Source organism: Pseudomaricurvus alcaniphilus (assembly GCF_011440395.1).
Taxonomy (GTDB): Bacteria; Pseudomonadota; Gammaproteobacteria; order Pseudomonadales; family Cellvibrionaceae; genus Pseudomaricurvus; species Pseudomaricurvus alcaniphilus.
Genome location: NZ_JAAOIX010000005.1, coordinates 39113 through 65331, shown reverse-complemented (window position 1 = coordinate 65331; position 26219 = coordinate 39113). Strand labels below are relative to the sequence as shown.

Genomic DNA, 26219 nt, shown 5'->3' with positions numbered 1-26219 from the left:
GAGCTGGATTGGCTTGCCGGTGCAGCTGTTGATGTGCATTTGCCGATTGCCCTGGAGAGATTATGTCTACCATTAACAAAGTCGTATTGGCCTATTCCGGTGGCCTCGATACGTCGGTTATCGTTCGCTGGCTGCAGGATACTTACAACTGTGAGGTGGTTACCTTTACCGCCGATATCGGCCAGGGTGAAGAGGTTGAGCCGGCCCGGGCCAAGGCCAGGGCGATGGGCGTCAAGGAAATCTATATCGACGACCTGCGCGAAGAGTTTGCCCGGGACTTCGTCTTCCCGATGTTCCGTGCCAATGCCATTTACGAAGGTGAGTATTTACTCGGCACGTCCATCGCCCGGCCCCTGATTGCCAAGCGGCTGGTGGAGATCGCCCGGGAAACCGGTGCCGATGCCATCTCCCACGGCGCCACCGGCAAGGGCAACGACCAGGTCCGCTTTGAGCTGGGCGCCTACGCCCTGATGCCGGGCATCCAGGTGATCGCCCCTTGGCGGGAGTGGGACCTGACCTCCCGTGAAACCTTGATGAAATACTGTGAGACCCACAATATCCCGGTGGATTATGCCAGCAGCAAGAAAAAGTCGCCCTATTCCATGGACGCCAATCTGCTGCACATTTCCTACGAGGGCGGCAACCTCGAAGATCCCTGGTGGGAAGCCCACGACCCGGAGATGTGGCGCTGGACCGTGGCACCGGAAAACGCTCCGGATGAACCCACTTACGTCGAATTGACCTACGAGCGCGGCGATATCGTTGCCGTCGATGGCGAGCCGATGACTGCCGCCGAAGTCATGGCGCATCTCAACAAGGTGGCCGGCGCCAATGGTGTCGGCCGGCTGGACATCGTCGAAAACCGCTACGTGGGCATGAAATCCCGCGGCTGCTATGAGACCCCCGCGGGCACTGTGATGATGAAGGCGCACCGGGCGATCGAATCCCTGACCCTGGACCGGGAAGCGGCGCACCTGAAAGACGAATTGATGCCCAAGTACGCCAAGTTGATCTACAACGGCTACTGGTGGAGCCCGGAACGCAAGATGCTGCAGGCCGCTATTGACGAGTCCCAGCAAGCGGTCAACGGCGACGTGCGGGTCAAGCTCTACAAGGGCTCGGTCAGTGTTGTGGGGCGGCGCTCGGCAGACAGCCTGTTCGACGCCAGGGTGGCCACCTTTGAAGACGACGCCGGCGCCTACGACCAGAAAGATGCGGCCGGCTTTATCAAGCTCAACGCGCTGCGCCTGAAAATTGCGGCTGGCAAAGGCCGAAAAATGGACTAGCCGGCACCGGCGGGATGTTGTCCCGCCCGGTTTGGCTGCTGTAACAGCGCAAGCGGTGAGCAAATGATGTACTTTAGGACGGTTTAATCCGGGCCGCCTTGGGGTACACTTGACGCGCATCAAAATATTGGCAGTACAAGTGCGGCACAATGCCGGACTTTCTGTCTGCAGCGAAGGGCGCCTGACGTTGTCGCTGCGCGAAACCGATTTATTCAGTTTTAAAATCAATCAGGAACGTCACTATGAGTAGTAATCAGGCAACGGCTGTCGAACAGTCTGCATATGACTACAAGGTAGTACGCCAGTTCACCATCATGACCGTCGTTTGGGGCGTGATCGGGATGTCACTGGGCGTATTTATTGCAGCCGAGTTAATGTGGCCGCAGTTAAACGATATCTTGCAGCCATACTCCCACTTCGGGCGCTTGCGTCCGCTCCACACCAACGCAGTTATCTTTGCCTTCGGCGGTTGCGCCCTGTTTGCAACCTCCTACTATGTGGTGCAGCGCACCTGCCAGGCGCCCTTGTTCGGCGGCATTCTGGTGCCCTTTACCTTCTGGGGCTGGCAGCTGGTGATTGTGCTGGCGTGCATCACGCTGCCCCTGGGCTACACCTCCACCAAGGAATACGCGGAGCTGGAGTGGCCGATCGATATCCTCATAACCCTGGTGTGGGTGTCCTACGCGATCGTGTTTTTTGGCACCATCGTCAAGCGCAAGACCTCGCACATCTACGTGGCCAACTGGTTCTACGGCGCTTTTATTATCACTGTGGCGCTGTTGCACGTGGTCAACAGCATGGCGGTGCCGGTCACCCTGACCAAGTCCTACTCCATGTACAGCGGTGCCATGGATGCGATGATCCAGTGGTGGTACGGTCACAACGCGGTGGGCTTCTTCCTGACCGCCGGCTTCCTCGGCATGATGTACTACTTCGTGCCCAAACAGGCCGGTCGCCCGGTGTACTCCTACCAGCTGTCGATCGTCCACTTCTGGGCCCTGATCAGCCTTTATATCTGGGCCGGCTCCCACCACCTGCACTACTCGGCGCTGCCCGATTGGGCCCAGAGCCTGGGCATGGTGATGTCACTGATTTTGCTGGCGCCCTCCTGGGGCGGCATGATCAACGGCATCATGACCCTGTCCGGTGCCTGGCATAAATTGCGCACCGACCCGACCCTGCGCTTCCTGGTGGTATCCCTGTCGTTTTACGGTATGTCCACCTTTGAGGGCCCGATGATGGCCATCAAGACAGTCAACGCCCTGTCCCACAACACCGACTGGACCGTTGGCCACGTGCACTCCGGGGCGCTGGGCTGGGTTGCCATGATTTCCATCGGTGCGGTCTATCACCTGCTGCCAGTACTGACCGGCAGAAGGGAAATGTGGAGTGTGACTTTGATCAACACCCACTTCTGGCTGGCCACCATTGGTACCGTGCTCTATATCGCCTCTATGTGGGTGAACGGCATTATGCAGGGCCTGATGTGGCGCGCATTCAACGCCGACGGCACCCTGACCTACAGTTTTGCCGAAGCGGTGGAAGCCAGTTACCCCGGCTACTTTGTCCGCGTCCTGGGCGGTGGCTTCTTCCTGGTGGGCATGCTGCTGATGGCCTTTAATATGTACCGCACCCTGGTGACCGAAGAAGAAGATGAAGTCACCGATGCGCAGCCGCAAACGGCTTAAGGAGCTCAGCAGTGAAAAACCATGACATAGTTGAAAAAAATATCGGCCTGCTGATGATCCTGGCGGTGGTCGCCATCAGTTTTGGTGGCCTGGTCGAAATCGTGCCGCAATTTTTTCTCAAGCAAACTACCCAGCCAATCGAGGGCCTGAAGCCCTGGAATGCGGTGCAGCTGGAGGGGCGTGACATCTATATTCGCGAAGGTTGTCACGTCTGCCACACCCAGATGGTGCGCCCCCTGCGCTCTGAAGTGGAGCGCTATGGTCACTACTCGGTGGCGGGCGAGTCGGTCTACGATCACCCCTTCCTGTGGGGTTCCAAGCGCACCGGACCAGACCTGGCCCGGGTGGGTGGACGCTATTCCGATGAGTGGCATCGCGCCCATCTCTACAATCCGCGCAACGTGGTGCCGGAGTCGAATATGCCGGCCTTCCCGTGGTTGTTTGACAATATCCTGGACGGCAAGCACACCGGCAAGAAAATGGCGGCGCTGCGCTCCGTGGGTGTGCCCTACACCGACGCGGATATTGCCGGCGCGGCAGATGCGGTTAACGGCGTGACGGAAATGGAAGCGCTGATCGCATACTTGCAGCAACTGGGTACTCTGTTGCAGCACAAGCGCTAACAGCCACAACACAGACAAGCGAGGACATCATGGACTTAAATACGCTGAAAGGTTTCTCTACCATCCTGGTGATGATCGCCTTTGCCGGTGTCTGCTGGTGGGCGTTCTCGCCCAGCCGCAGGAAGCAGTTCAAAGAGGCGGCGGAGCTGCCGTTTGCCGACGATGTCCCAGCACCCAACAAGACACTTCGTCCGGCCGCGGACGAAGACAAGGCGGAATAAATTATGAGTACTTTTTGGAGCCTTTGGATTATTGGCCTGACCCTGATCAATCTGGGCCTGATTATTTGGGTGCTGATGGCAAACCGCAAGGTAGCCATCAGCGATGACGACGACCCGGAAAACAAAACCACCGGTCATATTTACGACGGCATCGAGGAATACGACAACCCACTGCCCAAGTGGTGGTTCCAGATGTTTGTCGGCACGATTATTTTTACCGCCATCTACCTGGCGCTCTACCCGGGACTGGGCAGCTTTAAAGGCCTGCTGGGCTGGACCTCCCAGAATCAGCTGGAGCGGGAGCAAGAGCGTGCCGATGAGCAGTACGGTGAGTTGTTCGCCCAGTTTGCCGCGATGCCGGTGGAGCAGGTGGCGGAGGATCCGCGGGCACTGAAAATGGGTGTGCGCCTGTTCGCCAACAACTGCGCGATTTGCCACGGCGCCGATGCCGGCGGCAACTATGGCTTTCCCAACCTGACCGATAACGACTGGCTCTATGGCGGTACGCCGGAGTTGATCAAGCAGACCCTGGTGAACGGCCGCAACGGCAATATGCCACCCTGGGGCCCCATCATCGGCGAGGAAAATGTGGTGGCAGCCGCGGAGTACGTCCTGTCCCTCTCCGGTCGCGAGCACCGGCAAGAACTGGCGGTCGCCGGGCAAAAGGTATTTGCCCAGAACTGTGCGGCCTGTCACGGTGCCGATGGCAAGGGCAACCAGCTGTTGGGTGCGCCCAATTTGACCGACGACATCTGGTTGTACGACGGCACCGCCAAGGGTATACGCCACTCGATCCGCAATGGTCGCAACAATGTGATGCCGGCCCAGCAAGAGCGGCTGCGGGAGGAGAAGATCCACCTGCTGACGGCCTACGTCTACAGCCTGTCGCGCAATATGGAATAGCCGGCCCTGTTGGCTGGGGGGCATTCGCTGCTCGAGGCGCGGTTTGTACAAGCGTACAGACCGCTGTAAAAAGGCCCCGTATAGCGGGGCTTTTTTGTGCCTGTGCTGGCGGCGGCCGACGCTGGGGCTGGCTTATTTTCCCGTTTAGGCACATAGATTTATCCTGTTTTGTGACGCGCCGGTTTTGCGCTAGGGTGTCGCGGCGTCAGGGTGTCGCGCCAGTTGCCTGGCAGCTGCAGTATAGTTGCGCTCAGTCAACGCGCTGGCGCCGGTGCCTGTTAGTATGGCCGGTTTCAGCCTGGCCGGTTTTCAGTACGACAGGGCTTTCAGTACCACTGGGCTTGCTGCGCCGGGCGCGGCGAGCGACTGCCTGGCCAGGGTTGGCCTGGCGACGGTAAGGGTCTTAACAGGAGCATATTCATGGGTGAAAAAAACCCGGTTAAAGAGCAAGCTGCAGCGCCGGAAATTCGTTATCGCAATCTCTATGAGGACACGGGTAAGGTCTATACCCGCAAGGTCTCCGGCTTTTTTCAAAAGATACGTCGCTACACCGGCTTGCCGTTGATCGCCGGCTTTCTGCTGATGCCCTGGTTGGTGGTGGATGGTCGCCCGGCCATGCTGTTTGACCTGCCGGCGCGCAAATTTCATATTTTGTGGATGACCTTCTGGCCCCAGGACGGCATGTTGCTGGCCTGGTTGCTGATCATTGCCGCCTTTGCCCTGTTTACCGTCACGGTGCTGGTAGGGCGGGTCTGGTGCGGTTTTACCTGCCCGCAAACTGTGTGGACACTGATGTATATCTGGGCCGAGCACTTCTGCGAGGGCGATCGCAACAAGCGTATGAAGCTCGACCAGCAGCCCTGGACCACAGAAAAAGTCTTGCGCAAAGGCAGCAAGCATTTTCTCTGGGTGGCCATAGCGCTGATTACCGGGCTCACGTTTGTGGGGTACTTCACACCCATACGGGAGTTGATTCTGGGCTTTATCCCGAGCCTCAACGAATCCGGTATGGTGACCTTTGATGTGCACCCGGTGGCGGCGTTCTGGACCTTTTTCTTTGCCACCGCCACCTATGTCAACGCCGGCTGGTTGCGCGAGCAGGTGTGCAAGTACATGTGCCCCTACGCGCGCTTTCAATCGGTGATGTACGATACCGACACCCTGGCGGTGCACTATGATGCCGCCCGCGGTGAGCAGCGCGGGCCACGTAAGTCCGGGGAGGACTACAAGGCGGCGGGCAAGGGCGACTGTATCGACTGCTCCTGGTGTGTGCAGGTGTGCCCGGTGGATATCGATATTCGCGAGGGGCTGCAGTACGAGTGCATCAACTGCGGTCTCTGTGTCGACGCCTGCAACCAGGTGATGGACAAAATGAACTACCCGCGCGGCCTGATTCGTTTTACCTCGGAAGACCAGTTGGAAAACGGTGCCACTCATTTTTTGCGGCCGCGTTTGTACGGCTATACCCTGGCGGTGGTGGCCATGATCGCCGCTTTTGTCTACGCGGTGGGCTCGCGGGAACCGGTATCGGTCGATGTGATCCGCGATCGCGGTGCCCGCCTGTACCGGATCAGTGGCGACCAGGTGCAGAATGTCTACACGGTCAAGATCAACAATATGGACCAGCGCCCGCACAGCTACGAGATCGCGGTTGAGGGTGCCGGCGATTTCCACATTCGCGGCTACCGGCCGCTGCAGCTGGAAGAGGGAGAAATCTTCACCCTGCCGGTGCGGGTATCTGTGCCCAGGAAGGACTTGAAGACTTCGAAGAACACCATCTATGTAACGGTGACGGCCACTGATGACCCGGCCATTACGGCGCGGGAAGAGGCCAGCTTTATCGGCCCATCCATGCACTGAGCGGCCGCCGCGACAGGCAATGTTGTGGCCACATTAGCGGCGCCAGGTGTTAGAATCCCGCCCCGGCTCCGAACAGGTTGGAGCCGCTCCCATCCCGCCGCGCAGGTAAGATTCCCGCGGCCGGTGAAATACTCTTGAACCAGGTTAAATGTTAATGACAGATTCACGCAAGCACGGCCAGCAGGACCGGGACGATGGGCCCTGGTATAAGCAGTTCTGGGCCTGGTTTGTGCTGGCGCCGCTGCTGTTGGTGATGCTGGCCTGGATTCCGTTTATGACCATTATCGTGAAAGATGCCGATGACATGGTGGTCGACAATTACTACAAGGAAGGGCGCATGTACAATATGCGCCTGGAGCAGGACCGCGCCGCCGCCGAACTGGGCCTGGCGGGGGAGCTGCTGGTCGATCTTACGGTGGGTGAGGTGGTGTTGAGCCTGGCCTCCAGCGCCAGTGACTACCGCTTGCCGGAGCAGCTGACCCTGTACCTGGATCATCCGCTGGAAGAGGATAACGACCTGCGTATCCTGTTGCGGCAAGCCTATCCCGGGCGCTATCTCGGCGACCTGCCGCACCGCATCCAGCACCGCTGGTACGTGCGCCTGGCGTCCACTGGCGACGCCATGGCGCCGGGCCAGACCCCCGCGGCTGCACGTACCTGGCGCTTGACCGGCGAGTTAAATCTCGACCGGGCAACGCGCTTGAAGTTTGGTGGCGATGAGTGAGCAGCAACTCCAGGCCGGCTGCTACCACTGTGGGTTGCCAGTCCCGCCGCAGACAGATTTCCAGCTGCTGATAGACGAGCAACAGCGCCGCTTTTGTTGCCCCGGTTGCCAGGCGGTGGCGACCGCTATCGTCAGTGGCGGGCTGGAAAATTTCTACCGCTTTCGCACCGATAACAGCGTGCGACCGAATTCCCGGGCGGCCGATTTCAGTGCCTTTGACCTGCCGGAAATCCAGGCGCAACTGGTGCACCGGGACGCCACCGGCGCGGCGCAAGTGGCGCTATTGCTGGAAGGCATTAACTGCGCCGCCTGTGTCTGGTTGATCGAACATCATCTCGGCGCCCTGCCGGGGGTCCTGTCCGTGCGCGTCAACGCCAGCACCCATAGATGCCAGTTGCGCTGGCAGCCGCAGCAAATAACCCTGGGCGAATTGCTGGCAGCACTGGCCGGGATCGGCTACAACCCGGTGCCGGCCACCGAGGGGCGCCAGCAAGCCCTGCGTGAAAAGGAAAACCGCCAGGCCCTGATGCGGCTGGCGGTGGCCGGTTTTGGCATGATGCAGTTGGGTATGGTGGCGGTGGCCCTGTACGCCGGCGCTGATGAGGGCTGGGAGGTTTTCCTGCGCTGGCTCAGCCTGTTGATCGCGACCCCGGTAGTGCTCTACAGTGCCCGGCCGTTTTTCCAGGCGGCCCGGCGCGGCCTGCGCACGCGCCACCTGAATATGGACGTGCCGGTCTCCATCGCCATTGGCGGCGCCTACAGCGCCAGTGTCTGGGCCACGCTGTTCGGCGGCGGCGAGGTGTATTTCGACTCGGTCTCCATGTTTACATTTTTCCTGCTGTTGGGCCGCTACCTGGAGATGCGGGTGCGGCATCGCAACGGTATTGAAACCGATCGCTTTGCCCAGCTGCTGCCCTTGACCGCCCGGCGCCGGGCGGCCAGTGGTGCCTGGGAAACGGTCAGCCTGCGCCAGTTGCGCTGCGGCGATCGGGTGGAAGTGGCCAGCGGTGCCTGTATTCCCTGCGACGGGGTGGTGCGCGACGGCAGTGGCGGGGTGGTCGAAACCCTGCTCAGCGGCGAGCCGGACGCGGTGCATAAGGAACCCGGCGACGAGGTGATTGCCGGCAGTATGAACACCGACAGCGCCCTGCAGATCGATGTCACGGCGGTGGGTGTGGACACTCGCCTGTCGGCCATAGAACGCCTGGTTGAGCAGGCGCAACAGGAAAAGCCCTCCCAGGTGGCCATGGCCGACCGCCTGGCGAGCCGCTTTGTCGGCCTGGTGTTGCTGGTTGCCCTGCTGGTGGCGGTCAGCTGGTGGTTTATCGACCCGGCGCGGGCCTTCTGGATAACCCTTTCGGTGCTGGTGGTGACCTGTCCCTGTGCCCTGTCGCTGGCGTCCCCCACAGCCTTGACGGTGGCCATTGCCTGGTTGCGCCAGCAGGGCTTGCTGGTGACCCGGGGGCACGTGTTGGAGGGGCTGAACGCCATCGACCGGGTTGTGTTTGATAAAACCGGCACCCTGACCGAGGGCAGTCCGCAGGTGGAAGACGTGCTCGACGGCAATGGCCAACCGCTGCCCGCGGCTCACCGGGTAGCGGTGTTACAGATCTGTGCCGCTTTGGAGGCGGGTTCATCCCACCCCTTGGCGCGGGCCTTTAGCGGCTTTGAAGGCGCCCGGCAGGCGCTTAACCTGAAGCAGGTTACCGGCCAGGGGGTACAGGGGGAAATTGTTGCGCAGGGGGCTGGCGACGGCAGCCATGGCGGCGTCTACCGGTTGGGCAAGCCGGGTTTCGTGGGGCTGGCGGCGACGCCGCCGGTGGGCAGTGGCCAGTGGTTGCTGTTGGGCTGTGCCGGCTCTGCGGCAGAAGGTGAGGCTGCGAGTGGAGGCGAGAGCCGCGGAAAGAGTAGAATAGTGGCCTGGATTCGTCTCCGGGACAGCCTCCGGCCCAGCGCCCGGGCGCTGATCGCCGACCTCCAGGCCCGCGGCCTGCAGACGGAGTTGTTGAGTGGTGATGATGAACCGGAAGTGCAGCGAATCGCCCGGCTGCTGGGCTTTCAACGCTGGCAGTCCAACCGCAGTCCGCAGCAGAAACTGGCCTATGTGCAGGAAGTACAGCAGCGCGGCGAGCGGGTCCTGATGGTCGGCGATGGCATCAATGACGTGCCGGTGCTGAGTGCCGCCTTTGTCTCGGTGGCCATGGGTGGGGCTACCGATTTGGCCCAGACTCGCGCCGACAGCGTGTTGCTGCGCAGCGACCTGGGGGTATTGAGCCGGGCACTGGATTGCGCTCACCTGACGCGGCGTATAATTCGGCAAAACCTGGCCTGGGCGCTGACCTATAACCTGCTGGCAGTGCCGCTGGCGGCGGCCGGCTGGGTGCCGCCCTGGGCGGCGGCGATCGGCATGTCCAGCAGTTCGCTGGTGGTGGTGGCCAACGCCCTGCGCATCGGCCGCCGTTAGCGCACTGGCTGCTGTGCCCGACCCGGGGTTGCGGACCAGCGACAGAGAACAAACGGCGCAGTGAGCAAAGATAGCAGTGAATAAAAGTCACTGTGAACAACAGGCGGTGAACAACAGGCGTCGGCCGGGCCGGGATTAACCCGGGCTCGACCGGCGGCCGACAGAACAGGCGGCGGTGCGACAATGCCCGTTGCCGGGAGCGGTAACTTTGGAAAGTTTGTATTTGTTGGTGCCGGTGGCGCTGGTGTTTCTTGTCATCGCCGTGCGGGTGTTGTTCTGGGCGGTCAACAGCGGCCAGTACGACGATCTCGATACCGAGGGGCAGCGCATACTGTTTGATGATGGCCCCGGCGCCAGGCGGGGGCGCAAGCGCGCGCCTGCCTCGCGCGCCGGTGAGTCGGGGGAGCGGGAGTCGGCGCCGTCCCCCAGCCCGGATTTGCCTGATTCTGCATTGCCTTCAGCAGCGGCAGCCGCCAGTGGACCCACGGACAATCAAGCTGTGCCGAAAGACGATCAAGCCGCCGCCACTGCGCCCGCTGGGCTGAAGCCCGGGTCCACCACCTCTGCCCCTGCCGGGCCCTCTGCCGGACAGGCTCGTGACCAGTAGCCTGCAACAACCCCGCGGAGGTTTGCGCCTTGCTTGACAGCGCCGCCCTGGGATTCGAATACGGGCCCTTGCTGGCGGCGTTTGCCATCGGCCTGCTCGGTGGCGCCCACTGCATCGGCATGTGCGGCGGGCTGATGGCGGCGCTCAGCTTCTCGGTACCAGACCAACAGCCGCTGCGACGTCTGCAGATTATTGTGCTCTACAATCTCGGCCGGATCGCCAGTTACACCCTGATCGGTGCCCTGGCCGGCTGGCTGGGCTACCATCTCACCGGCGCCCAGGGGGTGAGTGTGCTGCGGGTGGTGGCGGCCTTGCTGTTGCTGGCCATGGGACTCTACATCGGCGGCTGGTGGCAGGGCCTGGTCTATCTCGAACGGCTCGGGGGCGTGTTCTGGAAACCGCTGCAGCCGTTGGCAAAGCGCCTGATGCCGGTGCGCAGTGGCAGCGGGGCGCTGCTGCTGGGGGCCCTGTGGGGCTGGCTGCCCTGTGGCCTGGTGTACACGGCGCTGGCCTATGGCCTGGCCCAGGCCAGCGCGCCGGCCGCGGCCGGGGTGATGTTGGCGTTTGGTCTCGGCACCCTGCCGGTTATGCTGGCGGCCGGGGTGCTGGCCGCCCGGCTGCAGGCAGTGATGCGGCAGCGGGGCTTTCGCAGTGCGATGGCGGTCTGCATTCTGGCCTTCGGCGGCTGGACCCTGTGGGCGGCCCTGCTGCATGGCAGCCACGACAGCCACGACAGCCACGGCAGTCATGGCAGCCACGAAATCCAGGAGGCCCGGGAGGTCCATGAAGGGCCGCAGGGACACGAGTTGCATAAAATGCCAGCGGCTCACGCCGGCCACGGCGGACAACAGGCCCAGGAGTCAGAAGAAGATACCCTGCAGCCTGACAGCGATGCGGTGCCGTCCGCCGCGCCAGCGGAGCACAGCCATCATCATTAACCCGGGCCAGCCAAAGCCTCGCCGGCGACTGGGGGCGAGGCGTTAAAAAATCTGCAAGTGACTGTTTTACAATCTGCAAATAAACACCTTATCAATCTGCAACTGACTGGAGCTAATTGTCATGCGAATACTACACACCATGCTGCGGGTAACCGACCTCGAGGCATCCATTAAATTCTATACCGAGGTGCTCGGCATGGGGCTGCTGCGGCGCAAGGATTTCCCGGAGGGGCGCTTTACCCTGGCGTTTGTCGGCTACGGGGAGGAGAGCTCCGAGGCGGTGCTGGAACTGACCCACAACTGGGATACTGATCGCTATGAGCTGGGTGATGCCTACGGTCATATTGCCATCGAGGTGGCGGATGTGTACGCCGCCTGTGAAAAAATCAAGGCCAGTGGTGGCAAGGTGGTGCGGGAGGCGGGGCCGATGAAGCACGGCTCAACCATTCTCGCGTTTGTCGAAGACCCCGATGGCTATAAAGTGGAACTGCTGGGCGCTCACTAGCGGGGGGCAGTGAGACCTGACTCAAGTGGCTGCAGCTGGCGCCCGTTGCACTGCGCGGGGCCGGCGCGGCAGTGGAATCGCTGGCGGCGGACTGTTTTTTTGCGCGCAAGTGGCGTGTAAAGATCTGTATTGTCGGGTATTCTTTATCCGGCGACACGCATTGGGACACTGCAGAGCATGACTGAACACATTCCGAGAGAACCCTTCCTCGACGTGGAAAAGGTTTTGCCCATCCTGGACAAAATCATCATCTTTGGCGGGCTGAGTGAAGCCCAGCTGTACCAGATATTCAAGCGCCTGAAGCTGGTTCACTACCAGGCGGGCGAGACCATTTTCAGTGTCGGTGACAGCGCATCCTATATCTATATCGTCGAAACCGGGCGCGTCGACCTGTTCTATGAGGTGGCGGGCAAGCCGGTGCTGAAAGCGGAGCTCCTGCCCGGCACCTGCTTTGGCGATATCTCCGTTATCGGCATCCAGCCGCACACGGCGTCCACGGTGGCGGTGGAAAAAACCGATTTGCTGGTGCTGTCCGGCGAGGCCCTGGATGATATTTTTCGCACCGACCTGGCCCTGTTCTCCATGCTGGTGCTGAATATTGCCCGGGAGGCTTGCCGGCGCCTGCACAAGACCAACCGGCAGCTGGTGAATTGCCTCGCCCAATACCCGGAAGCCATTATCGAGGACATCGAGAGTTACTAACTCAGTAGCCCTGGTCGCCTCTGCACCAAGCCTGTAATCCCGGTCGCCACTGGCAACTCCTGCTGGCTACTGTGCTGTTAGCCATTATTGGACCCGACGATGTTCAAGTTAATTACGTCTGAGCAAGCCAACGTCAAGAACGATGTGCTGTCCGGTTTTACCGTGGCACTGGCGCTGGTGCCGGAGGCGGTTGCCTTCGCCTTTGTGGCCGGGGTCGAGCCCATGGTGGGGCTGTACGCGGCCTTTATGATGGGCTTGCTGACCTCCATTTTTGGCGGTCGCCCGGGCATGATCTCGGGCGCTACCGGTGCCACGGCGGTGGTTATGGTGGCGCTGGTGGCGGGCCACGGCGTGCAGTACCTGTTTGCCACCGTGGTGCTGGCCGGGATTATCCAGATCCTGGCCGGGCTGTTGCGGCTCGGCAAGTTTATTCGCATGGTGCCTTACCCGGTGATGCTGGGCTTCGTCAACGGCCTGGCCATCGTCATCTTTCTGGCCCAACTGGGCCAATTCAAGGTGGAGCTCTACGACGGCATGATGGTGTGGATGCAGGGGGAGATGCTCTACACCATGATAATACTGATTCTGGTCACCATGCTGATTGTGCACCTGCTGCCCAAGTACAGCACCGCGGTACCCTCGGGGCTGGTGGCGCTGGTGGTGGTGACCCTGGCGGTTCTCGGCCTCGACCTGGAGGCGCGCACGGTCATTGATTTTGTTCGCGATATGCTGCCCGCCGAGCAGGCCGCCGAGGCGACGCTGAAGGGGGAATTGCCGAGCTTTGCCGTGCCCGACGTGCCCATGACCTACGCCACCCTGAAGATTATTTTGCCCTACGCGGTGATTATTGCCGCCATCGGCCTGATTGAATCGCTGCTGACCCTGACCCTGATCGACGAGCTGACCGATACGCGCGGCCGGGGCAATCGCGAGTGCATCGGCCAGGGTATCGCCAATACCACCAATGGCTTTTTCGGCGGCATGGGCGGCTGTGCCATGATTGGCCAGTCCATGATCAACATCAACTCCGGCGGTCGCGGTCGCCTGTCCGGTATCACCGCCGCCCTGGTGCTGCTGGGTTTTATCCTGTTCGGTGCCAACGTGATCGAGATGATTCCGCTGGCCGCCCTGGTGGGGATTATGTTTATGGTAGTGCTGGGGACCTTTGAGTGGTCGTCGCTGCGCATTATGGGCAAGGTGCCCGCCACCGATGCCTTTATTATCGTGCTGGTGTCGGCGGTGACGGTATTTTACGACCTCGCCATCGCGGTCACGGTCGGGGTGATGGTCTCGGCGCTGGTGTTTGCCTGGAAGCACGCCCAGCATATCCAGGCGGATACCAGTATCGATGCCAATGGCTACAAGGTCTACGCCCTGCGCGGCCCGCTTTTTTTTGGCTCGGTGGCCAACTTCCGCGAATTGTTTGACCTGGAGAATGATCCGGAACACGTGGTTATCGAGTTCAAGCGCTCCCGGGTTAGCGACCACTCCGGGATCGAGGCACTGGATGGGCTGGCGGAAAAATACAAGGCCCTGGGCAAGACCCTGCACCTGCGTCACTTGAGCCCGGAGTGCCGCCAGCTGCTAAAAAAAGCCGGAGACCTGTGCGAGGTCAATGTGCTGGAAGACCCCACCTACCACGTGGCCAGCGACGAGCTGGGATAGGGCGCTGAACCATTCAACGGAATACAATGGGGTCGCCACTGGCCCCACAGGACGGGACGACAACCATGACGACACTCTACTGGCACGACTACGAAACCTGGGGGGAAGTGCCGGCCCGGGATCGGCCCTCCCAGTTTGCGGGTGTTCGCACAGACCTGGATCTCAACCCCCTGGGCGAGCCGCTGGTCGCTTACTGCCGCCCGACTGCGGATATATTGCCCAAGCCGGAGGCCTGCCTGGTGACCGGTATCAGCCCGCAGAAGGCCCAGGCCGAAGGCCTGCCGGAGCCGGATTTTATCGCCGCGATTCACGCCGAACTGTCCCTGCCCGGCACCTGCGGGGTGGGCTATAACAGCCTGCGTTTTGACGACGAAGTCACGCGCTACACCCTCTACCGCAACTTTTACGACCCCTACGAACGCGAGTGGCGCAACGGCAACTCGCGCTGGGATATTATCGATATGGTGCGCCTGACTCGGGCCCTGCGCCCGGAGGGTATCGAGTGGCCCAACCACCCCGATGGCCGCGCCAGTTTCCGGCTCGAGGACCTGACCGCCGCCAACGGCATCAGCCATGTGGGCGCCCACGATGCGCTGGCGGATGTGCACGCCACCATTGCCCTGGCAAAACTGATCAAAACTCGCCAGCCGGCGCTGTATCAACACGTATTTGAACTGCGCCGCAAACAGAACGTGGCCGCCCTGATTGACCTCAAGCAGCGCAAGCCGCTGCTGCATGTCTCGTCGCGTTTTCCGGCGGACAATGGTTGTGTCGGCCTGGTGGCTCCATTGGCCATGCACCCGGTCAATAAAAATGCGGTGATCGTCTGCAACCTGGGGGTGGACCCGACCCCGCTGCTGAGCCTGTCGGCGGAGGCGATTCTGGCCAAACTCTACCAGCCCAGCGAGCAGCTGGCGGAGGGGGAGGAGCGGATTCCGCTGAAGCTGGTGCACCTCAACAAATGCCCGGTGCTGACCACGGTCAAATTGCTGGATGACGAGGCCGCGGCGCGCCTGCACATCGATAAGTCCGTGTGCGAGCGGCACTGGCAGCAGCTGCGCGGGGCCGACCTGAAGGACAAGCTGCAGGCGGTGTTCGCCAGCAACAGCTTTACCCTATCCCCGGATCCGGAGCAGCAGCTCTATGACGGTTTCCTGCAGGATGCGGACAAGCGCCTCTGTGAGCGGGTGCGGCGCGCCACGCCGGAGCAGCTGCAGGCCCAGGCCTTTGACTTTAAAGACGCGCGCCTGCAGCCGCTGCTGTTTCGCTACCGGGCCCGTCACTACCCGCACACCCTCAGCGCCGCCGAGCAGCAGCAGTGGCAGGCCTGGCGGCGCGAGCGCCTCACCAATCCCGCCGCCGGCGGCAGCCTCACGGTGACGGAGCTGGAGGAGCGCATTGCCAGCATCCGGGCCGAACGCGAATTGACCCCGCCGCAGTTGCAGTTGCTCGATGCCTTGCAGGAGTACGCGGCGCAACTGCTCGACTGACCCGGCGCCGGCCCCCGGCCCTCGGCGGCTGCGGCAGTGGCACTAATCCGCTTGCCGGGCAGCGTCGTATTAATAGCCTGCCGTGGCCCGAGCGCCGCCCCGTGGCCAAAACGGACAGCTCAGGGCAGCTGCCAGCGTGGAGCTTCTGTTGTCTTACGCTATTGAATGGATATAATTAATTAATTTTAATTATCGGTGTCGGTGCGTGATAATGCTCAGCACAAGCCCAGTGCAAGGCAGCGGCAAGGTTGGCAGCTTTGGTTGCCAGGAGGCAATTCAGCGCCGCTTAGCGCTGGTAAATATTCATGCAGAGACGAGGAGAACGACTATGACCACAATTGATATTGGTATTAAACAGGAGCATCGCCTGGCCATCGCCGAGGGCCTGAAGCGCCTGCTGGCGGATTCCTACACCCTGTACCTGCAGACCCATAACTTTCACTGGAATGTCACCGGGCCGCTGTTTCGCGAACTGCACCTGATGTTTGAGGAGCACTACACCGAGCTGGCGGTGGCGGTGGACGATATCGCCGAGCGTATCCGCACCCTGGATGTGGTGGCTCCCGGCACTTACAAGGCTTTTGCCGAGCTCAGCTCCATCCGCGAAGTGGACGATGTGCCCAGCGGCGAGCAGATGGTGGACTACCTGACCAAGGGGCACGAGCAGGTGGTCAAGACCGCGCGTGAAGTGTTGCGCCTGGCCCAGGAAGGTGGTGACGAGTCGACTGCGGCGCTGGTGTCGGACCGGATGCGAATCCACGAGAAAACCGCGTGGATGTTGCGGGCAACGCGCAAATAGCAGCGCCAGTAATTCCCGCAGTTAACCGACATTACTGTCGGCAATCTAGCCCACAACAGGCTGGCCCCAGGGTCAGCCTGTTGTCGTTTCAGGGCCGCGGCCGGAGTGGCCACGCTTACCTGGCCAGCTCTGGCGGCAACCGCCCGTTCAGGGTAAATCAGGGAAATCTGTAGCGCAGTTTATTTTTCGAGCCGGGGAGGTAAAGCGGAGGTTTGTTTCCGGGCAGACACTGGTTACAATGCGCGGGGCCTGGCAAGGTTAGCAGCGGGCGTAATGATCTGTGCTTAGAGGTGGGAACAATCCATGCAATTTACCGGTGCTCATATCCTGTCGATCGAGCAGTTTGAGCGGTCTGATATCGAACGGGTTTTTCAGGTGGCCGACTCCATGGAGCCCTATGCCCAGCGGCGCAAGGTGACCCGTGTGCTGGAGGGAGCAATCCTCGGCAATATGTTTTTCGAACCCAGTACCCGGACTCGGGTCAGTTTTGGCGCCGCGTTCAATCTGCTTGGCGGCGAAGTGCGGGAGACCACCGGTTTTCAAAGTACCGCCATCGCCAAGGGCGAGTCCCTCTATGATACTGCCCGGGTATTGTCCGGTTACAGCGATGTCATCTGTATGCGCCATCCCCAGTCCGGTTCGGTGGCGGAATTTGCCGCCGCCAGCCGGGTTCCGGTTATCAACGGTGGCGACGGTTCCAACGAGCACCCGAGCCAGGCACTGCTGGATTTGTACACCATCCGCAAGGAATTGATCGCCAGCGGTCGCGGTGTCGATGGCCTGCGCATCGCCATGATCGGCGATTTGAAGTTTGGTCGCACCGTGCACTCGCTGTGCAAGTTGCTGTGCCTGTACCGGGATATCCAGGTTACCCTGGTGTCGCCCACGGAGCTGGCAATGCCGGAACAGCTGGTGGAGGAACTGCGCGCTGCCGGTCACCAGGTGTTGGTCTCCGAAGACCTGGCGGGGGGAATTGGCCATGTGGATATTGCCTACTCCACCCGGATCCAGGAGGAGCGTTTCACCTCACGGGAAGAGGCCAACCTCTATCGCGGTCGTTTTCGCTTGAACCAGGCGATTTACACCCAGTACTGCGAGCCCAATACGGTGATTATGCACCCCCTGCCGCGCGATTCCCGCGAAGATGCCAACGAGCTGGACAATGACCTCAATCTCAACCCCAACCTGGCTATTTTCCGCCAGGCGGATAACGGGGTGCTGGTGCGGATGGCACTGTTCGCCCTGATCCTGGATGTGGTGGAGCAGGTCGATCGCTTCGCCCGCCCGGTAAATTGGTACAGTGGCCGCGAGTAGGGCCCGGTTCGAGGGCTGCCGTCCGTAGCTCTCGACAGCAGTGGTATTGCACACTTAAATTGGGTATTTTTTGCGGCTATTTTTGGCCTGCCCGCCAACGGTTACGTGACCGACACAGGTGCTTTGCAGCATGACAGAATTTGATGATATCCGCCCTTACAACGACGCCGAAGTGACGGAGGTGCTGGCGCGCCTGCTGCGCTCACCGGAGCTGGTGCGGGCAATCGTACGCTTGCGCTTTCCCCGCCTGGGTGAGCGCTGGATTCGCCTGCTGTGCCCGCTGGCCAGCTGGGTGCTGCGCTGGCGTTTGCGCGGGGTGCACACGGTCCGGCAGGTGCAAGAGGTGGTGGCGGAGCTGATGCAGAATATGATCAGCCAGCGGGTCAATGAGTTGACCGTGTCCGGCCTGGAAAAACTGGACCCTGGCAAGGCCTATCTGTTTATCAGTAACCACCGCGATATCGCCATGGATCCGGCCTTTGTCAATTACACCTTGAATGAGCATGGCTTCGACACGGTGCGCATTGCCATTGGCGACAACCTGTTGACCAAACCCTACGTGTCGGACCTGATGCGCCTCAACAAGAGTTTTATCGTCAATCGCTCGGCGGCCAGCCCGCGGGAAAAGTTCAAGGCGGCCAAACACCTGTCCAGCTACATTCGCCACTCCATAGTGGAGGATCGCAGCAATATCTGGATCGCCCAGCGCGAGGGGCGGGCCAAGGATGGCAGGGATTTCACCAACGCCGCGGTCATCAGTATGCTGGCCCTGTGCAAGAGCAAAGCCCAGTCCTACGCCGACTACATCAATGACCTGCATATTGTGCCGGTATCCATTTCCTACCAGTGGGATCCCTGCGATGCACTGAAAACCAACGAGCTTTTTTCCGTGCGCCAGCACGGCAAATACCAAAAGGCCGAGCACGAGGATGTGGGCAGCATCGCCCTGGGCATCGCCGGCACCAAAGGTTCGGTGCACCTGGCGTTTGGCGACGTATTGCACGGTGACTTCAAGGATGCCGAGGACGTCGCCGCGGCCATTGACCAGCAGGTCTGGGACAACTATGTGCTGCACCCCAGCAATCACCTGGCCTATGAAATGCTGCGCGGCGAGCCGGCCCCCTATCCGGTCGGCGCCCGGGCCGGTCAATTCGATGCCGCCGAGCACACGGGCTGCCAGCAGGAGTTGCAGCGCCGCTTGCAGGCAATTCCCGAAGCCCAGCGGGACATCTTGCTGGCCATGTACGCCAACCCGGTGTTTAGCAAGCAGCGAACGGCGGGCCAGGGCAGCAGCCTGAACAAATAGACTAGGAGCCTGTCGGACTTAGGTGCCCGTAGCGAGAGAAAGTCCGATTTGAGTCAGTTTTTAACCATTTTTGAGGCGAATAGTGGTTCTATTTAACGAGAAAATGGTTAAAAAATGGCCAAACTCGGCTTTTTCGCAGCAGGGCAACCCTAAGTCCGACAGGCTCCTAGCCTTCGATCAGTCTGTTGATATCGTCCAGCCAGTCATCTATTTCGGTCAGCGCATGTCGCAATTGCTTGTCGGACAGGGTGCTGTTGAGGCTGGCGAGCAGGTCGGCAAAAACCTGGCGGTTATGGGACTGCGCCGCCAGGTAGGTGGCACTCTTGAATGCATCCGGGTCTAACAGCAGGCGCTCTAGTTTATGGGTGAAGTCGGGGTCGTTGTGACGGGCAAGCAAGATTTTCCTGGCACTGGCCTGAAGCGCGCGGCGATAGCTGATCCACTCGTCAAAGGTTGACTGCAGGGCGTGCACCCTGTCGCTAACGATGTTGGTCTGGCGGGGCGACAGGCGCCCAATAAACTGTTTGATTTGTTTGCGGATGCTTTTCTCATAACCCTGCCAGCGTTCTTCCGGCGTTTTTTTATCCCGTTCGCGCACGGCCTTGTCGTTGTCCTCTGCCAGCTTGCGAAACAGGTCCGCGACCTGGTCATCGCGCAGATGCAGTGCCAGGGTTGCCAGTTCCGGGCTTATCTCGTCGCGCAGGCGTTGCCAGTGGCGCTGCGCGGTATCCAGCTCTCGCAGCCATTGCTGCTGGCTCAACGGGCCCTGTTGCAGAGTTGTCTTGAGGGCGAGCAACTGCTGCCGGTAGGCAATTAATTCCTGTTGTCGATGCCAGCGCTGCCATTTTTCAAGGTGCCCATTGAGAATGGCCTTCTGCTCTCTATCGAGCTCGATATAGTCGTCCAGGTGCCAGTGCAGGAACCAGTCAATATTGTTGTAGACAAACCTCGTCGAGCAGCCGCTCACGCAGAGGCAGGCCACAAGCGTACAGACCAGTAACAAGCGGCTGTTCATATACTTACCTGATTATTCCTAGGAATAAGTCAGCTCTCGGCGTTATTAGACGTATAACTCGTAGACCTTGGGATATCAGCTTTTCTCCCGGCCTGGCTCCAGGAGCCAGACCTACCATAGTACCAGCTGGCAGAGTGCGGTAGTGGTGATTCAGGCTACTTGCTTGCAGTATTTACCCGCTGTGTGTTCTTTGAAAATGGAGCAGCACCTTGGCGAACAGAAAGGCGTCGTGTTCATCGAACAGTTCTTCGTTGGGGAACAGCGGTGCGTCGCGATCGCTGCGGATAAAGTAATGGCGGGCATCGTTGGCCGGTGACATCTGTACTTCCAGGTAGCACAGGACGCGATAAATCACGGTTTGCCAGTCATCGTCCTCGAGCAGCTGCAGGGGGCAGTTGAACACCAGGTGTTCGATCATGGCGCCGGTAGGTTTGGCCAGGCGCGGATTGTGCTTGTGCAACTGGTCACGCAGTTGCACCAGCCGCTGACAGAGTTGGCTGTACTTGAGGTTGGCGGAATAGGTGGCAGCGCCCGCCTTGGCTCGCAACGGGGTGGGCTTATCGTGGTTCTGCAATGCTGGGCTTCTCCCTGGTGCTGTGCCCGCTGGAGCGATAGGTCGTTGTTTGGATTTTGCTCGCTCCTTATAACCGGGATAACCAGGTAAATGTTAACCAGGTAGATGTGCCCATGGAGTGACAGCTAAAAAAGGGGCTGTCGCTGCGCTGCTGCGGCCCGCTACGAGCCGCCACAAGTACGGTGCATATGGGCTCTTGGTATATTGGTATGCCGGTATGGTTTGGGGCCAGTTATTGAACAAGGCCCCAGGCGCCATACAGTGTGGTCTATATTCAATCCCAGCTCAAGGCACCGCCGGTCTGGTATTCGATCACACGGGTCTCGAAGAAGTTTTTCTCCTTGCGCAGGTCCATGATTTCACTCATCCAGGGGAACGGGTTCTGCACGCCGGGAAACTGCTCCGCCAGGCCCACTTGCGCCAGCCTGCGGTTGGCGATGAACTGCAGGTATTCAGCCATCATGGCGGCGTTCATACCCAGCACACCCCGGGGCATGGTGTCGCGAGCGTAGGCGATTTCCAGCTCGGTGCCCTCAAGAATCATCTGGGTGACTTCCTGCTTGAACTCGGGGGTCCACAGGTGAGGGTTTTCCAGCTTGATCTGGTTGATGACATCGATGCCGAAGTTCAGGTGCATGGACTCATCCCGCAGAATGTACTGGAACTGCTCGGCCACGCCGGTCATCTTGTTGCGTCGACCCATGGACAAAATCTGGGTAAAGCCGCAGTAGAAGAAGATGCCTTCGGTGACGCAGTAGAAACCGACCAGGTTGCGCAACAACTCCTGGTCCGCCTCCGGCGTGCCAGTCTTGAACGTCGGGTCGGAGATGCCCTGGGTGTGGTTGATGCTCCAGGCGGCTTTTTTGGCCACCGAGGGGATCTCCCGGTACATATTGAAGATCTGGCCCTCGTCCATGCCCAGGGACTCGACGCAGTACTGGTAGGCGTGGGTGTGGATGGCCTCTTCAAAGGCCTGGCGCAACAGGTACTGGCGCGCCTCCGGGTTGGTGATGTGGCGGTAGATGGCGAGAATCAGGTTGTTGGCCACCAGGCTGTCGGCGGTGGAGAAGTAACCCAGCGAGCGGGTCACGATGCGACGCTCGTCGTCACTCAGGCCCTCGGGGTTTTTCCACAGGGCGATGTCGGCGTTCATGTTCACTTCCTGGGGCATCCAGTGGTTAGCACAGCCGTCCAGGTATTTTTGCCAGGCCCAGTCGTACTTGAAGGGTACCAGCTGGTTGACGTCGGCGCGGCAGTTGATCATGCGCTTCTCATCCACCTGGATGCGGGCGGCGCCCATCTCCAGCTCTTCCAGTCCGGGGGTGGCATCCAGTGCGGCCACGGCCTGTTTGGCGCGGGCCACCGGGTCAGTGATCTGTTGTGCGGCAGCGGCAGGAGCGCTCGTGACAGTCTCCGGGGCCGCCGCTTTTGCCGCTGTTTCATTCGCTGCTGCCGTGTTTGCAGCGCCAGCGTTTGGATCTACAGCGGGAACGGCTGCTGGTGCAACTGGCTCTGGAGCGGCCGTGGCCGCCGGCTCAGCAGCGGGAGCCGCTGTGGCGCCGTCGCTGTCGGCACCGTTATCGCTGTCTGCCAAATCGTCGTAGGGCCGGTAAGCGGCCGGGCTTTCTGCCAGCGCCGGTGCAATCCGGGTTTTGGCGATGGGGGCTTCGTCCTGGTAATCATCCCAGCTAAGCATTGTGTCTATCCTTCTCTGTGCAGTCGAGCGTCAGCGAGCAGCTGCCAGTACGCTCGAAAATCTGTGTTTGGCGCCGCTGGCAGGCGGCGCTGTTAGAGGCCCGTTCATTGCCGGTCCGCGGCACTGGCTGCGGGTCGACCGGGCGCCTGTCTTACTGACAGGCCTCGCAATCCGGGTCGTCCAGTGAGCAGGCCAGCGGTACTGGCGCTGCGCTGGCGGCGGGGGCCGCCTCGGCGGACGAAGACACCTTGTTGAGGGTGCCGGACTCGATGGTCGACTTCTCGGTGCTGGTGGCCGCCAGTGCACGCAGGTAATACGTGGTCTTGAGACCGTAGTACCAGGCGGTGCGGTAGGTGGTATCGAGCTTTTTACCATTGGCGCCGGCGATGTAGAGGTTCAGGCTCTGGGCCTGGTCGATCCACTTCTGGCGGCGGCTGGCGGCGGCGATAATCCACTCCGGGTCCACTTCGAAGGCGGTGGCGTAGCGGGCTTTCAGGTCGGCCGGAATGCGGTCGATTTTCTGCACCGAACCCTCGTAGTACTTGAGGTCGTTGACCATCACCGAATCCCACAGGTCCAGTTCTTTCAGCTCGTGCACCAGGTAGGGGTTGACCACCGTGAATTCACCGGACAGGTTCGATTTCACGTACAGGTTCTGGTAGGTGGGCTCGATCGACTGAGACACACCGGTAATGTTGGCGATGGTGGCGGTGGGGGCGATGGCCATCACATTGGAGTTGCGCATGCCCTGGCTTTTCACCTTCTCGCGCAGGCTGTCCCAGTCCAGCACCTGGCTGCGGTCGATTTTCAGGTACTGCTCGCCGCGGCTCTCGGCCAGCAGTTCGATGGAGTCGATGGGCAGGATGCCCTTGCTCCAGAGCGAGCCCTCAAAGCTGGAGTAGCGGCCGCGCTCGCGGGCCAGTTCGCTGGAGGCGTCAATGGCAAAGTAGCTGATGGCCTCCATGGAGCGATCGGCAAATTCCACGGCATCGTCGGAAGCGTAGGCAAAGCCCATTTTGTAGAGCGCATCCTGGAAGCCCATCAGGCCCAGCCCCACCGGGCGGTGGCGCATATTCGACGTGCGCGCGGCTTCCACTGAGTAGTAGTTGATGTCGATGACGTTATCGAGCATGCGCACCGCGGTGCGCACGGTTTTCTGCAGCTTGCCGGCGTTCAGCTTGCCGTTGACCACGTGCTGTGCCAGGTTGACCGAGCCCAGGTTACAGACCGCGATTTCGTCGCCGGCGCTGGTGTTGAGGGTAATCTCGGTGCACAGGTTGGAGGAGTGCACCACGCCCACGTGCTGCTGTGGGCTGCGCAGGTTGCAGACGTCCTTGAAGGTGATCCAGGGGTGGCCGGTTTCAAACAGCATGCCCAGCATCTTGCGCCACAGGTCTATGGCCTTTACGGTCTTCGACAGGCGCAGCTCACCGGTGGCCGCCTTGCGCTCATATTCCTGGTACTTTTCCTCGAAGGCGAGGCCGCACAGGTCGTGCAATTCGGGCACATCGTTGGGGGAGAACAGGGTCCAGTTGGCGTTTTCGAAGACCCGCTTCATAAACAGGTCCGGCACCCAGTTGGCGGTGTTCATATCGTGGGTGCGGCGGCGGTCGTCGCCGGTGTTCTTGCGCAGCTCGAGGAACTCTTCGATGTCGAGGTGCCAGGTTTCCAGGTAGGCGCAGACCGCGCCCTTGCGCTTGCCGCCCTGGTTGACCGCCACGGCGGTGTCGTTGGCCACCTTGAGGAAGGGCACAACCCCCTGGGATTTGCCGTTGGTGCCCTTGATGTAGGCGCCCAGTGAGCGCACCGGGGTCCAGTCATTGCCGAGGCCGCCGGCCCACTTGGAGAGCATGGCGTTGTCCTGGATGGCACCGTAGATGCCGTGCAGGTGATCCGGCACCGTGGTCAGGTAACAGGAGGACAGCTGCGGGCGCAGGGTGCCGGCATTGAACAGGGTCGGGGTCGAACTCATGTAATCAAAGGAGCTGAGCAGCTTGTAAAACTCGATGGCCTGCTCTTCGCGGTTTTCTTCCCGGTGGGCCAGGCCCATGGCGACGCGCATAAAGAAGATTTGCGGCAGCTCGAAGCGCACGCCTTCCTGGGTGTGGATAAAATAGCGGTCGTAGAGGGTCTGCAGGCCCAGGTAGGAGAACTGCAGGTCGCGGGAGGCATCCAGTGCGGCCCCCAGTTTTACCATGTCATAGTCCAGCAGTTCCGGTGCCAGCAGCTCCAGTTCGACGCCGCGCTGGATGTAGGCGGGCAGGGCGCGGGCGTAATAGCTTTCCATATCGGTCTGGGTGGCCACCTCGGCGATACCCATAAAGCCCAGCGCTTCGCTGCGCAGCTTGTCCAGCAGCAGGCGGGCGGTGGCAAAGGAGTAGTTGGGCTCTTTTTCCACCAGGGTGCGGGCGGTGATCACCAGCGAGGTGTTGACGTCGTTGAACGAGACCCCGTCGTAGAGGTTGCGCATGGCCTCGTCGAGAATGGTCTTGGGATTGACTTCCTTGAGACCGGCGCAGGCCTCTTCCACCACGGTCCGGACCCGGGCGATATCCAGCGGCTGGGTTTCGCCGCTGGGCATGATCACCTGCACCGACTTGTATTCGCTGTCTTGCACCAGCTGCCGGGTTTGGGCCCGCACCCGGGCGCGCTCTTCGCGGTAGAGCACGTAGTCGCGGGCAATTTTTTGCTCGCCGGAACGCATCAGGGTCAGCTCAACCTGGTCCTGGATGTCTTCGATATGCACCGTGCCGCCGGACGGCATACGGCGCTTGAAAGTGGCTGTAATCTGCCCACTCAAGGCCTCTACCGATTCGTGCACACGTCGGGACGCAGCCGCGGTGCCGCCCTCTACCGCCAGAAAGGCCTTGGTCATGGCGACCGCTATTTTGCCTTCGTCGTAGGGTACCACCGTGCCGTTGCGCTTGATGACGCGCAGTTGGCCGGGGCTGGTTGCCGCTACCGTGGTGTTGCCGGTTGGTGGCTGGGGTTTGGGGGCTGAGGATGGGGTGAGTTCAGACTCAGTGTGCATGTAGGTCTCCGCGAAGTGGGCGTCGGTTTCTGTTGTTTGGGTCAGTTGTGTATATGTTTGGCTGTTAATAGGGTTGTTAAATAAACCTGGAGGTTGTTCTCGTCTCGTTTTTTATGCCGGTTTTCCGGTGTTGCTTTAGCGGGGCGCGATCCATGTGCGGTGCAACGAAACCTGTATTGGGCCAGTGCCAGCTCTGCCCTGGTGGTTCAGGGGCTGGCGTTATTCAGGCTCTGGTGTTTTCAGGCCCTGGCGTCATTCAGGTTTTGGCGTCGATCAGGTTCCGGTGTCGTTCAGTTTCTGGCGTTGCTCGGGCTCAGGCTGAAATGTGCTCAAGCCCTGTCAAATTCCCGGCTGGTCACCGCTGGTGCCAACCCGGTGAGATACCCTATATATGGGGTGTTCTTGCTGGGTGGCTACAAGATAATGCGGTATAGACGTTAATGCAAGGCCTGAAACAGGTTGATTAGCTGTGGATAAATTGTGGGTAATCGCACAGGTCAGTGGCTGCTAATCTGGCGCGTCCGATGAGCTCTTGGCTGGGCTGGTTAGTGGCGGGTAAAAACAGGGGATAGAATTTTTTTTTCTAATAGTGGATTTATTAATTGCTGGTTATATTGTGGCCAGTTGTGCGAGCGGCTACCATATCTTGTGTGGCAGAACCAGTGTGGCGTTCGCACCTTTGTGGGGCGGCCGCGCCCGCCGGCGGCGCCGATGGGGTGCTAAAATACAGGTGGGTGGCTGCCAGTTGCAGGCGCCTGCCATTATCGTGGCCAACCAGGATTCCGTGGCTAACCAGGGTTCCGCTTTG

Annotated in this window: 21 protein-coding genes; 17 read left to right on the top strand and 4 right to left on the bottom strand. The window is 60.6% G+C overall.

The annotated features are described in order from the left end of the window. Positions 1-62: 62 nt before the first annotated feature. The 17 genes from G8764_RS11735 to G8764_RS11655 all read left to right on the top strand — a co-directional run bounded on the left by G8764_RS11735 (position 63) and on the right by G8764_RS11655 (position 19095). Positions 63-1286 (top strand): argininosuccinate synthase, encoded by a 1224-nt coding sequence (locus G8764_RS11735; RefSeq protein ID WP_166164836.1) that lies wholly within the window; start codon positions 63-65, stop codon positions 1284-1286. A gap of 242 nt (positions 1287-1528) precedes the next feature. Next, entirely contained in the window at positions 1529-2974 is a 1446-nt protein-coding gene (gene ccoN, locus G8764_RS11730; RefSeq protein ID WP_166164835.1) for a cytochrome-c oxidase, cbb3-type subunit I, read from the top strand. 11 nt (positions 2975-2985) lie between these two features. Beyond that, the gene (gene ccoO / locus G8764_RS11725) at positions 2986-3597 is read left to right on the top strand and encodes a cytochrome-c oxidase, cbb3-type subunit II (protein WP_166164834.1); all 612 of its coding nucleotides are present in this window, start codon (positions 2986-2988) and stop codon (positions 3595-3597) included. Between the two features lie 29 nt (positions 3598-3626). Beyond that, positions 3627-3818, top strand: coding sequence for a cbb3-type cytochrome oxidase subunit 3 (locus tag G8764_RS11720; protein WP_166164833.1), 192 nt, complete (start codon positions 3627-3629; stop codon positions 3816-3818). 3 nt (positions 3819-3821) lie between these two features. Next, positions 3822-4721, top strand: coding sequence for a cytochrome-c oxidase, cbb3-type subunit III (gene ccoP / locus G8764_RS11715; protein ID WP_207951842.1), 900 nt, complete (start codon positions 3822-3824; stop codon positions 4719-4721). Between the two features lie 420 nt (positions 4722-5141). Beyond that, positions 5142-6581 carry a cytochrome c oxidase accessory protein CcoG gene (gene ccoG / locus G8764_RS11710; RefSeq protein WP_166164832.1) on the top strand — a complete coding sequence of 480 codons (1440 nt, stop codon included), beginning with the start codon at positions 5142-5144 and terminating at the stop codon, positions 6579-6581. Positions 6582-6735: 154 nt separating this feature from the next. Further along, positions 6736-7305: a FixH family protein gene (locus G8764_RS11705; protein WP_166164831.1), complete on the top strand. Its 570-nt coding sequence runs from the start codon at positions 6736-6738 to the stop codon at positions 7303-7305. Then, complete coding sequence (locus G8764_RS11700) at positions 7298-9769, top strand: heavy metal translocating P-type ATPase (protein WP_166164830.1); 2472 nt, start codon at positions 7298-7300, stop codon at positions 9767-9769. Before G8764_RS11705 ends, G8764_RS11700 begins: the two co-directional genes overlap by 8 nt. A gap of 208 nt (positions 9770-9977) precedes the next feature. Then, positions 9978-10376, top strand: a complete 399-nt coding sequence (gene ccoS, locus G8764_RS22950; RefSeq protein ID WP_166164829.1) for a cbb3-type cytochrome oxidase assembly protein CcoS — start codon at positions 9978-9980, stop codon at positions 10374-10376. A gap of 29 nt (positions 10377-10405) precedes the next feature. Next, positions 10406-11314, top strand: a complete 909-nt coding sequence (locus tag G8764_RS11690; RefSeq protein WP_243748759.1) for an urease accessory protein UreH domain-containing protein — start codon at positions 10406-10408, stop codon at positions 11312-11314. A gap of 121 nt (positions 11315-11435) precedes the next feature. Continuing rightward, positions 11436-11819, top strand: coding sequence for a lactoylglutathione lyase (gene gloA / locus G8764_RS11685; RefSeq protein WP_166164828.1), 384 nt, complete (start codon positions 11436-11438; stop codon positions 11817-11819). 177 nt (positions 11820-11996) lie between these two features. Further along, positions 11997-12521, top strand: a complete 525-nt coding sequence (locus tag G8764_RS11680) for a Crp/Fnr family transcriptional regulator (protein ID WP_166164827.1) — start codon at positions 11997-11999, stop codon at positions 12519-12521. A gap of 99 nt (positions 12522-12620) precedes the next feature. After that, a complete protein-coding gene (locus G8764_RS11675; protein WP_166164826.1) occupies positions 12621-14186 on the top strand; it encodes a SulP family inorganic anion transporter in 1566 nt (521 codons plus the stop codon). 65 nt (positions 14187-14251) lie between these two features. Next, complete coding sequence (gene sbcB / locus G8764_RS11670; RefSeq protein ID WP_166164825.1) at positions 14252-15676, top strand: exodeoxyribonuclease I; 1425 nt, start codon at positions 14252-14254, stop codon at positions 15674-15676. A gap of 328 nt (positions 15677-16004) precedes the next feature. Then, positions 16005-16475: a Dps family protein gene (locus G8764_RS11665; protein ID WP_166164824.1), complete on the top strand. Its 471-nt coding sequence runs from the start codon at positions 16005-16007 to the stop codon at positions 16473-16475. Between the two features lie 303 nt (positions 16476-16778). Beyond that, on the top strand, positions 16779-17789 hold the full coding sequence (locus G8764_RS11660; RefSeq protein WP_166164823.1) for an aspartate carbamoyltransferase: 1011 nt from the start codon (positions 16779-16781) through the stop codon (positions 17787-17789). Positions 17790-17919: 130 nt separating this feature from the next. Continuing rightward, positions 17920-19095: a 1-acyl-sn-glycerol-3-phosphate acyltransferase gene (locus G8764_RS11655; protein ID WP_166164822.1), complete on the top strand. Its 1176-nt coding sequence runs from the start codon at positions 17920-17922 to the stop codon at positions 19093-19095. A 166-nt stretch (positions 19096-19261) separates the two neighbouring features. On the opposite strand, the gene G8764_RS11650 is transcribed toward G8764_RS11655, so the two are convergent. The 4 genes from G8764_RS11650 to G8764_RS11635 form a co-directional block, all read right to left on the bottom strand. After that, positions 19262-20110 (bottom strand): DUF6279 family lipoprotein, encoded by an 849-nt coding sequence (locus tag G8764_RS11650; protein WP_166164821.1) that lies wholly within the window; start codon positions 20108-20110, stop codon positions 19262-19264. A gap of 172 nt (positions 20111-20282) precedes the next feature. Further along, positions 20283-20684: a hypothetical protein gene (locus G8764_RS11645; RefSeq protein ID WP_166164820.1), complete on the bottom strand. Its 402-nt coding sequence runs from the start codon at positions 20682-20684 to the stop codon at positions 20283-20285. A 274-nt stretch (positions 20685-20958) separates the two neighbouring features. Next, positions 20959-22380, bottom strand: coding sequence for a ribonucleotide-diphosphate reductase subunit beta (locus G8764_RS11640; RefSeq protein ID WP_166164819.1), 1422 nt, complete (start codon positions 22378-22380; stop codon positions 20959-20961). 151 nt (positions 22381-22531) lie between these two features. Beyond that, positions 22532-25411, bottom strand: a complete 2880-nt coding sequence (locus G8764_RS11635) for a ribonucleoside-diphosphate reductase subunit alpha (protein ID WP_166164818.1) — start codon at positions 25409-25411, stop codon at positions 22532-22534. Between the last annotated feature and the right edge of the window lie 808 nt (positions 25412-26219).

Excerpts from the sequence above, each read along its gene's own strand:
- G8764_RS11735 (WP_166164836.1), top strand. The coding sequence starts at position 63 with ATGTCTACCATTAACAAAGTCGTATTGGCCTATTCCGGTGGCCTCGAT.
- ccoN (WP_166164835.1), top strand. The coding sequence starts at position 1,529 with ATGAGTAGTAATCAGGCAACGGCTGTCGAACAGTCTGCATATGACTAC.
- G8764_RS11720 (WP_166164833.1), top strand. The coding sequence starts at position 3,627 with ATGGACTTAAATACGCTGAAAGGTTTCTCTACCATCCTGGTGATGATC.
- ccoP (WP_207951842.1), top strand. The coding sequence starts at position 3,822 with ATGAGTACTTTTTGGAGCCTTTGGATTATTGGCCTGACCCTGATCAAT.
- ccoG (WP_166164832.1), top strand. The coding sequence starts at position 5,142 with ATGGGTGAAAAAAACCCGGTTAAAGAGCAAGCTGCAGCGCCGGAAATT.
- G8764_RS11705 (WP_166164831.1), top strand. The coding sequence starts at position 6,736 with ATGACAGATTCACGCAAGCACGGCCAGCAGGACCGGGACGATGGGCCC.
- G8764_RS11700 (WP_166164830.1), top strand. The coding sequence starts at position 7,298 with ATGAGTGAGCAGCAACTCCAGGCCGGCTGCTACCACTGTGGGTTGCCA.
- gloA (WP_166164828.1), top strand. The coding sequence starts at position 11,436 with ATGCGAATACTACACACCATGCTGCGGGTAACCGACCTCGAGGCATCC.
- G8764_RS11680 (WP_166164827.1), top strand. The coding sequence starts at position 11,997 with ATGACTGAACACATTCCGAGAGAACCCTTCCTCGACGTGGAAAAGGTT.
- G8764_RS11675 (WP_166164826.1), top strand. The coding sequence starts at position 12,621 with ATGTTCAAGTTAATTACGTCTGAGCAAGCCAACGTCAAGAACGATGTG.
- sbcB (WP_166164825.1), top strand. The coding sequence starts at position 14,252 with ATGACGACACTCTACTGGCACGACTACGAAACCTGGGGGGAAGTGCCG.
- G8764_RS11665 (WP_166164824.1), top strand. The coding sequence starts at position 16,005 with ATGACCACAATTGATATTGGTATTAAACAGGAGCATCGCCTGGCCATC.
- G8764_RS11660 (WP_166164823.1), top strand. The coding sequence starts at position 16,779 with ATGCAATTTACCGGTGCTCATATCCTGTCGATCGAGCAGTTTGAGCGG.
- G8764_RS11655 (WP_166164822.1), top strand. The coding sequence starts at position 17,920 with ATGACAGAATTTGATGATATCCGCCCTTACAACGACGCCGAAGTGACG.
- G8764_RS11650 (WP_166164821.1), bottom strand. The coding sequence starts at position 20,110 with ATGAACAGCCGCTTGTTACTGGTCTGTACGCTTGTGGCCTGCCTCTGC.
- G8764_RS11640 (WP_166164819.1), bottom strand. The coding sequence starts at position 22,380 with ATGCTTAGCTGGGATGATTACCAGGACGAAGCCCCCATCGCCAAAACC.
- G8764_RS11635 (WP_166164818.1), bottom strand. The coding sequence starts at position 25,411 with ATGCACACTGAGTCTGAACTCACCCCATCCTCAGCCCCCAAACCCCAG.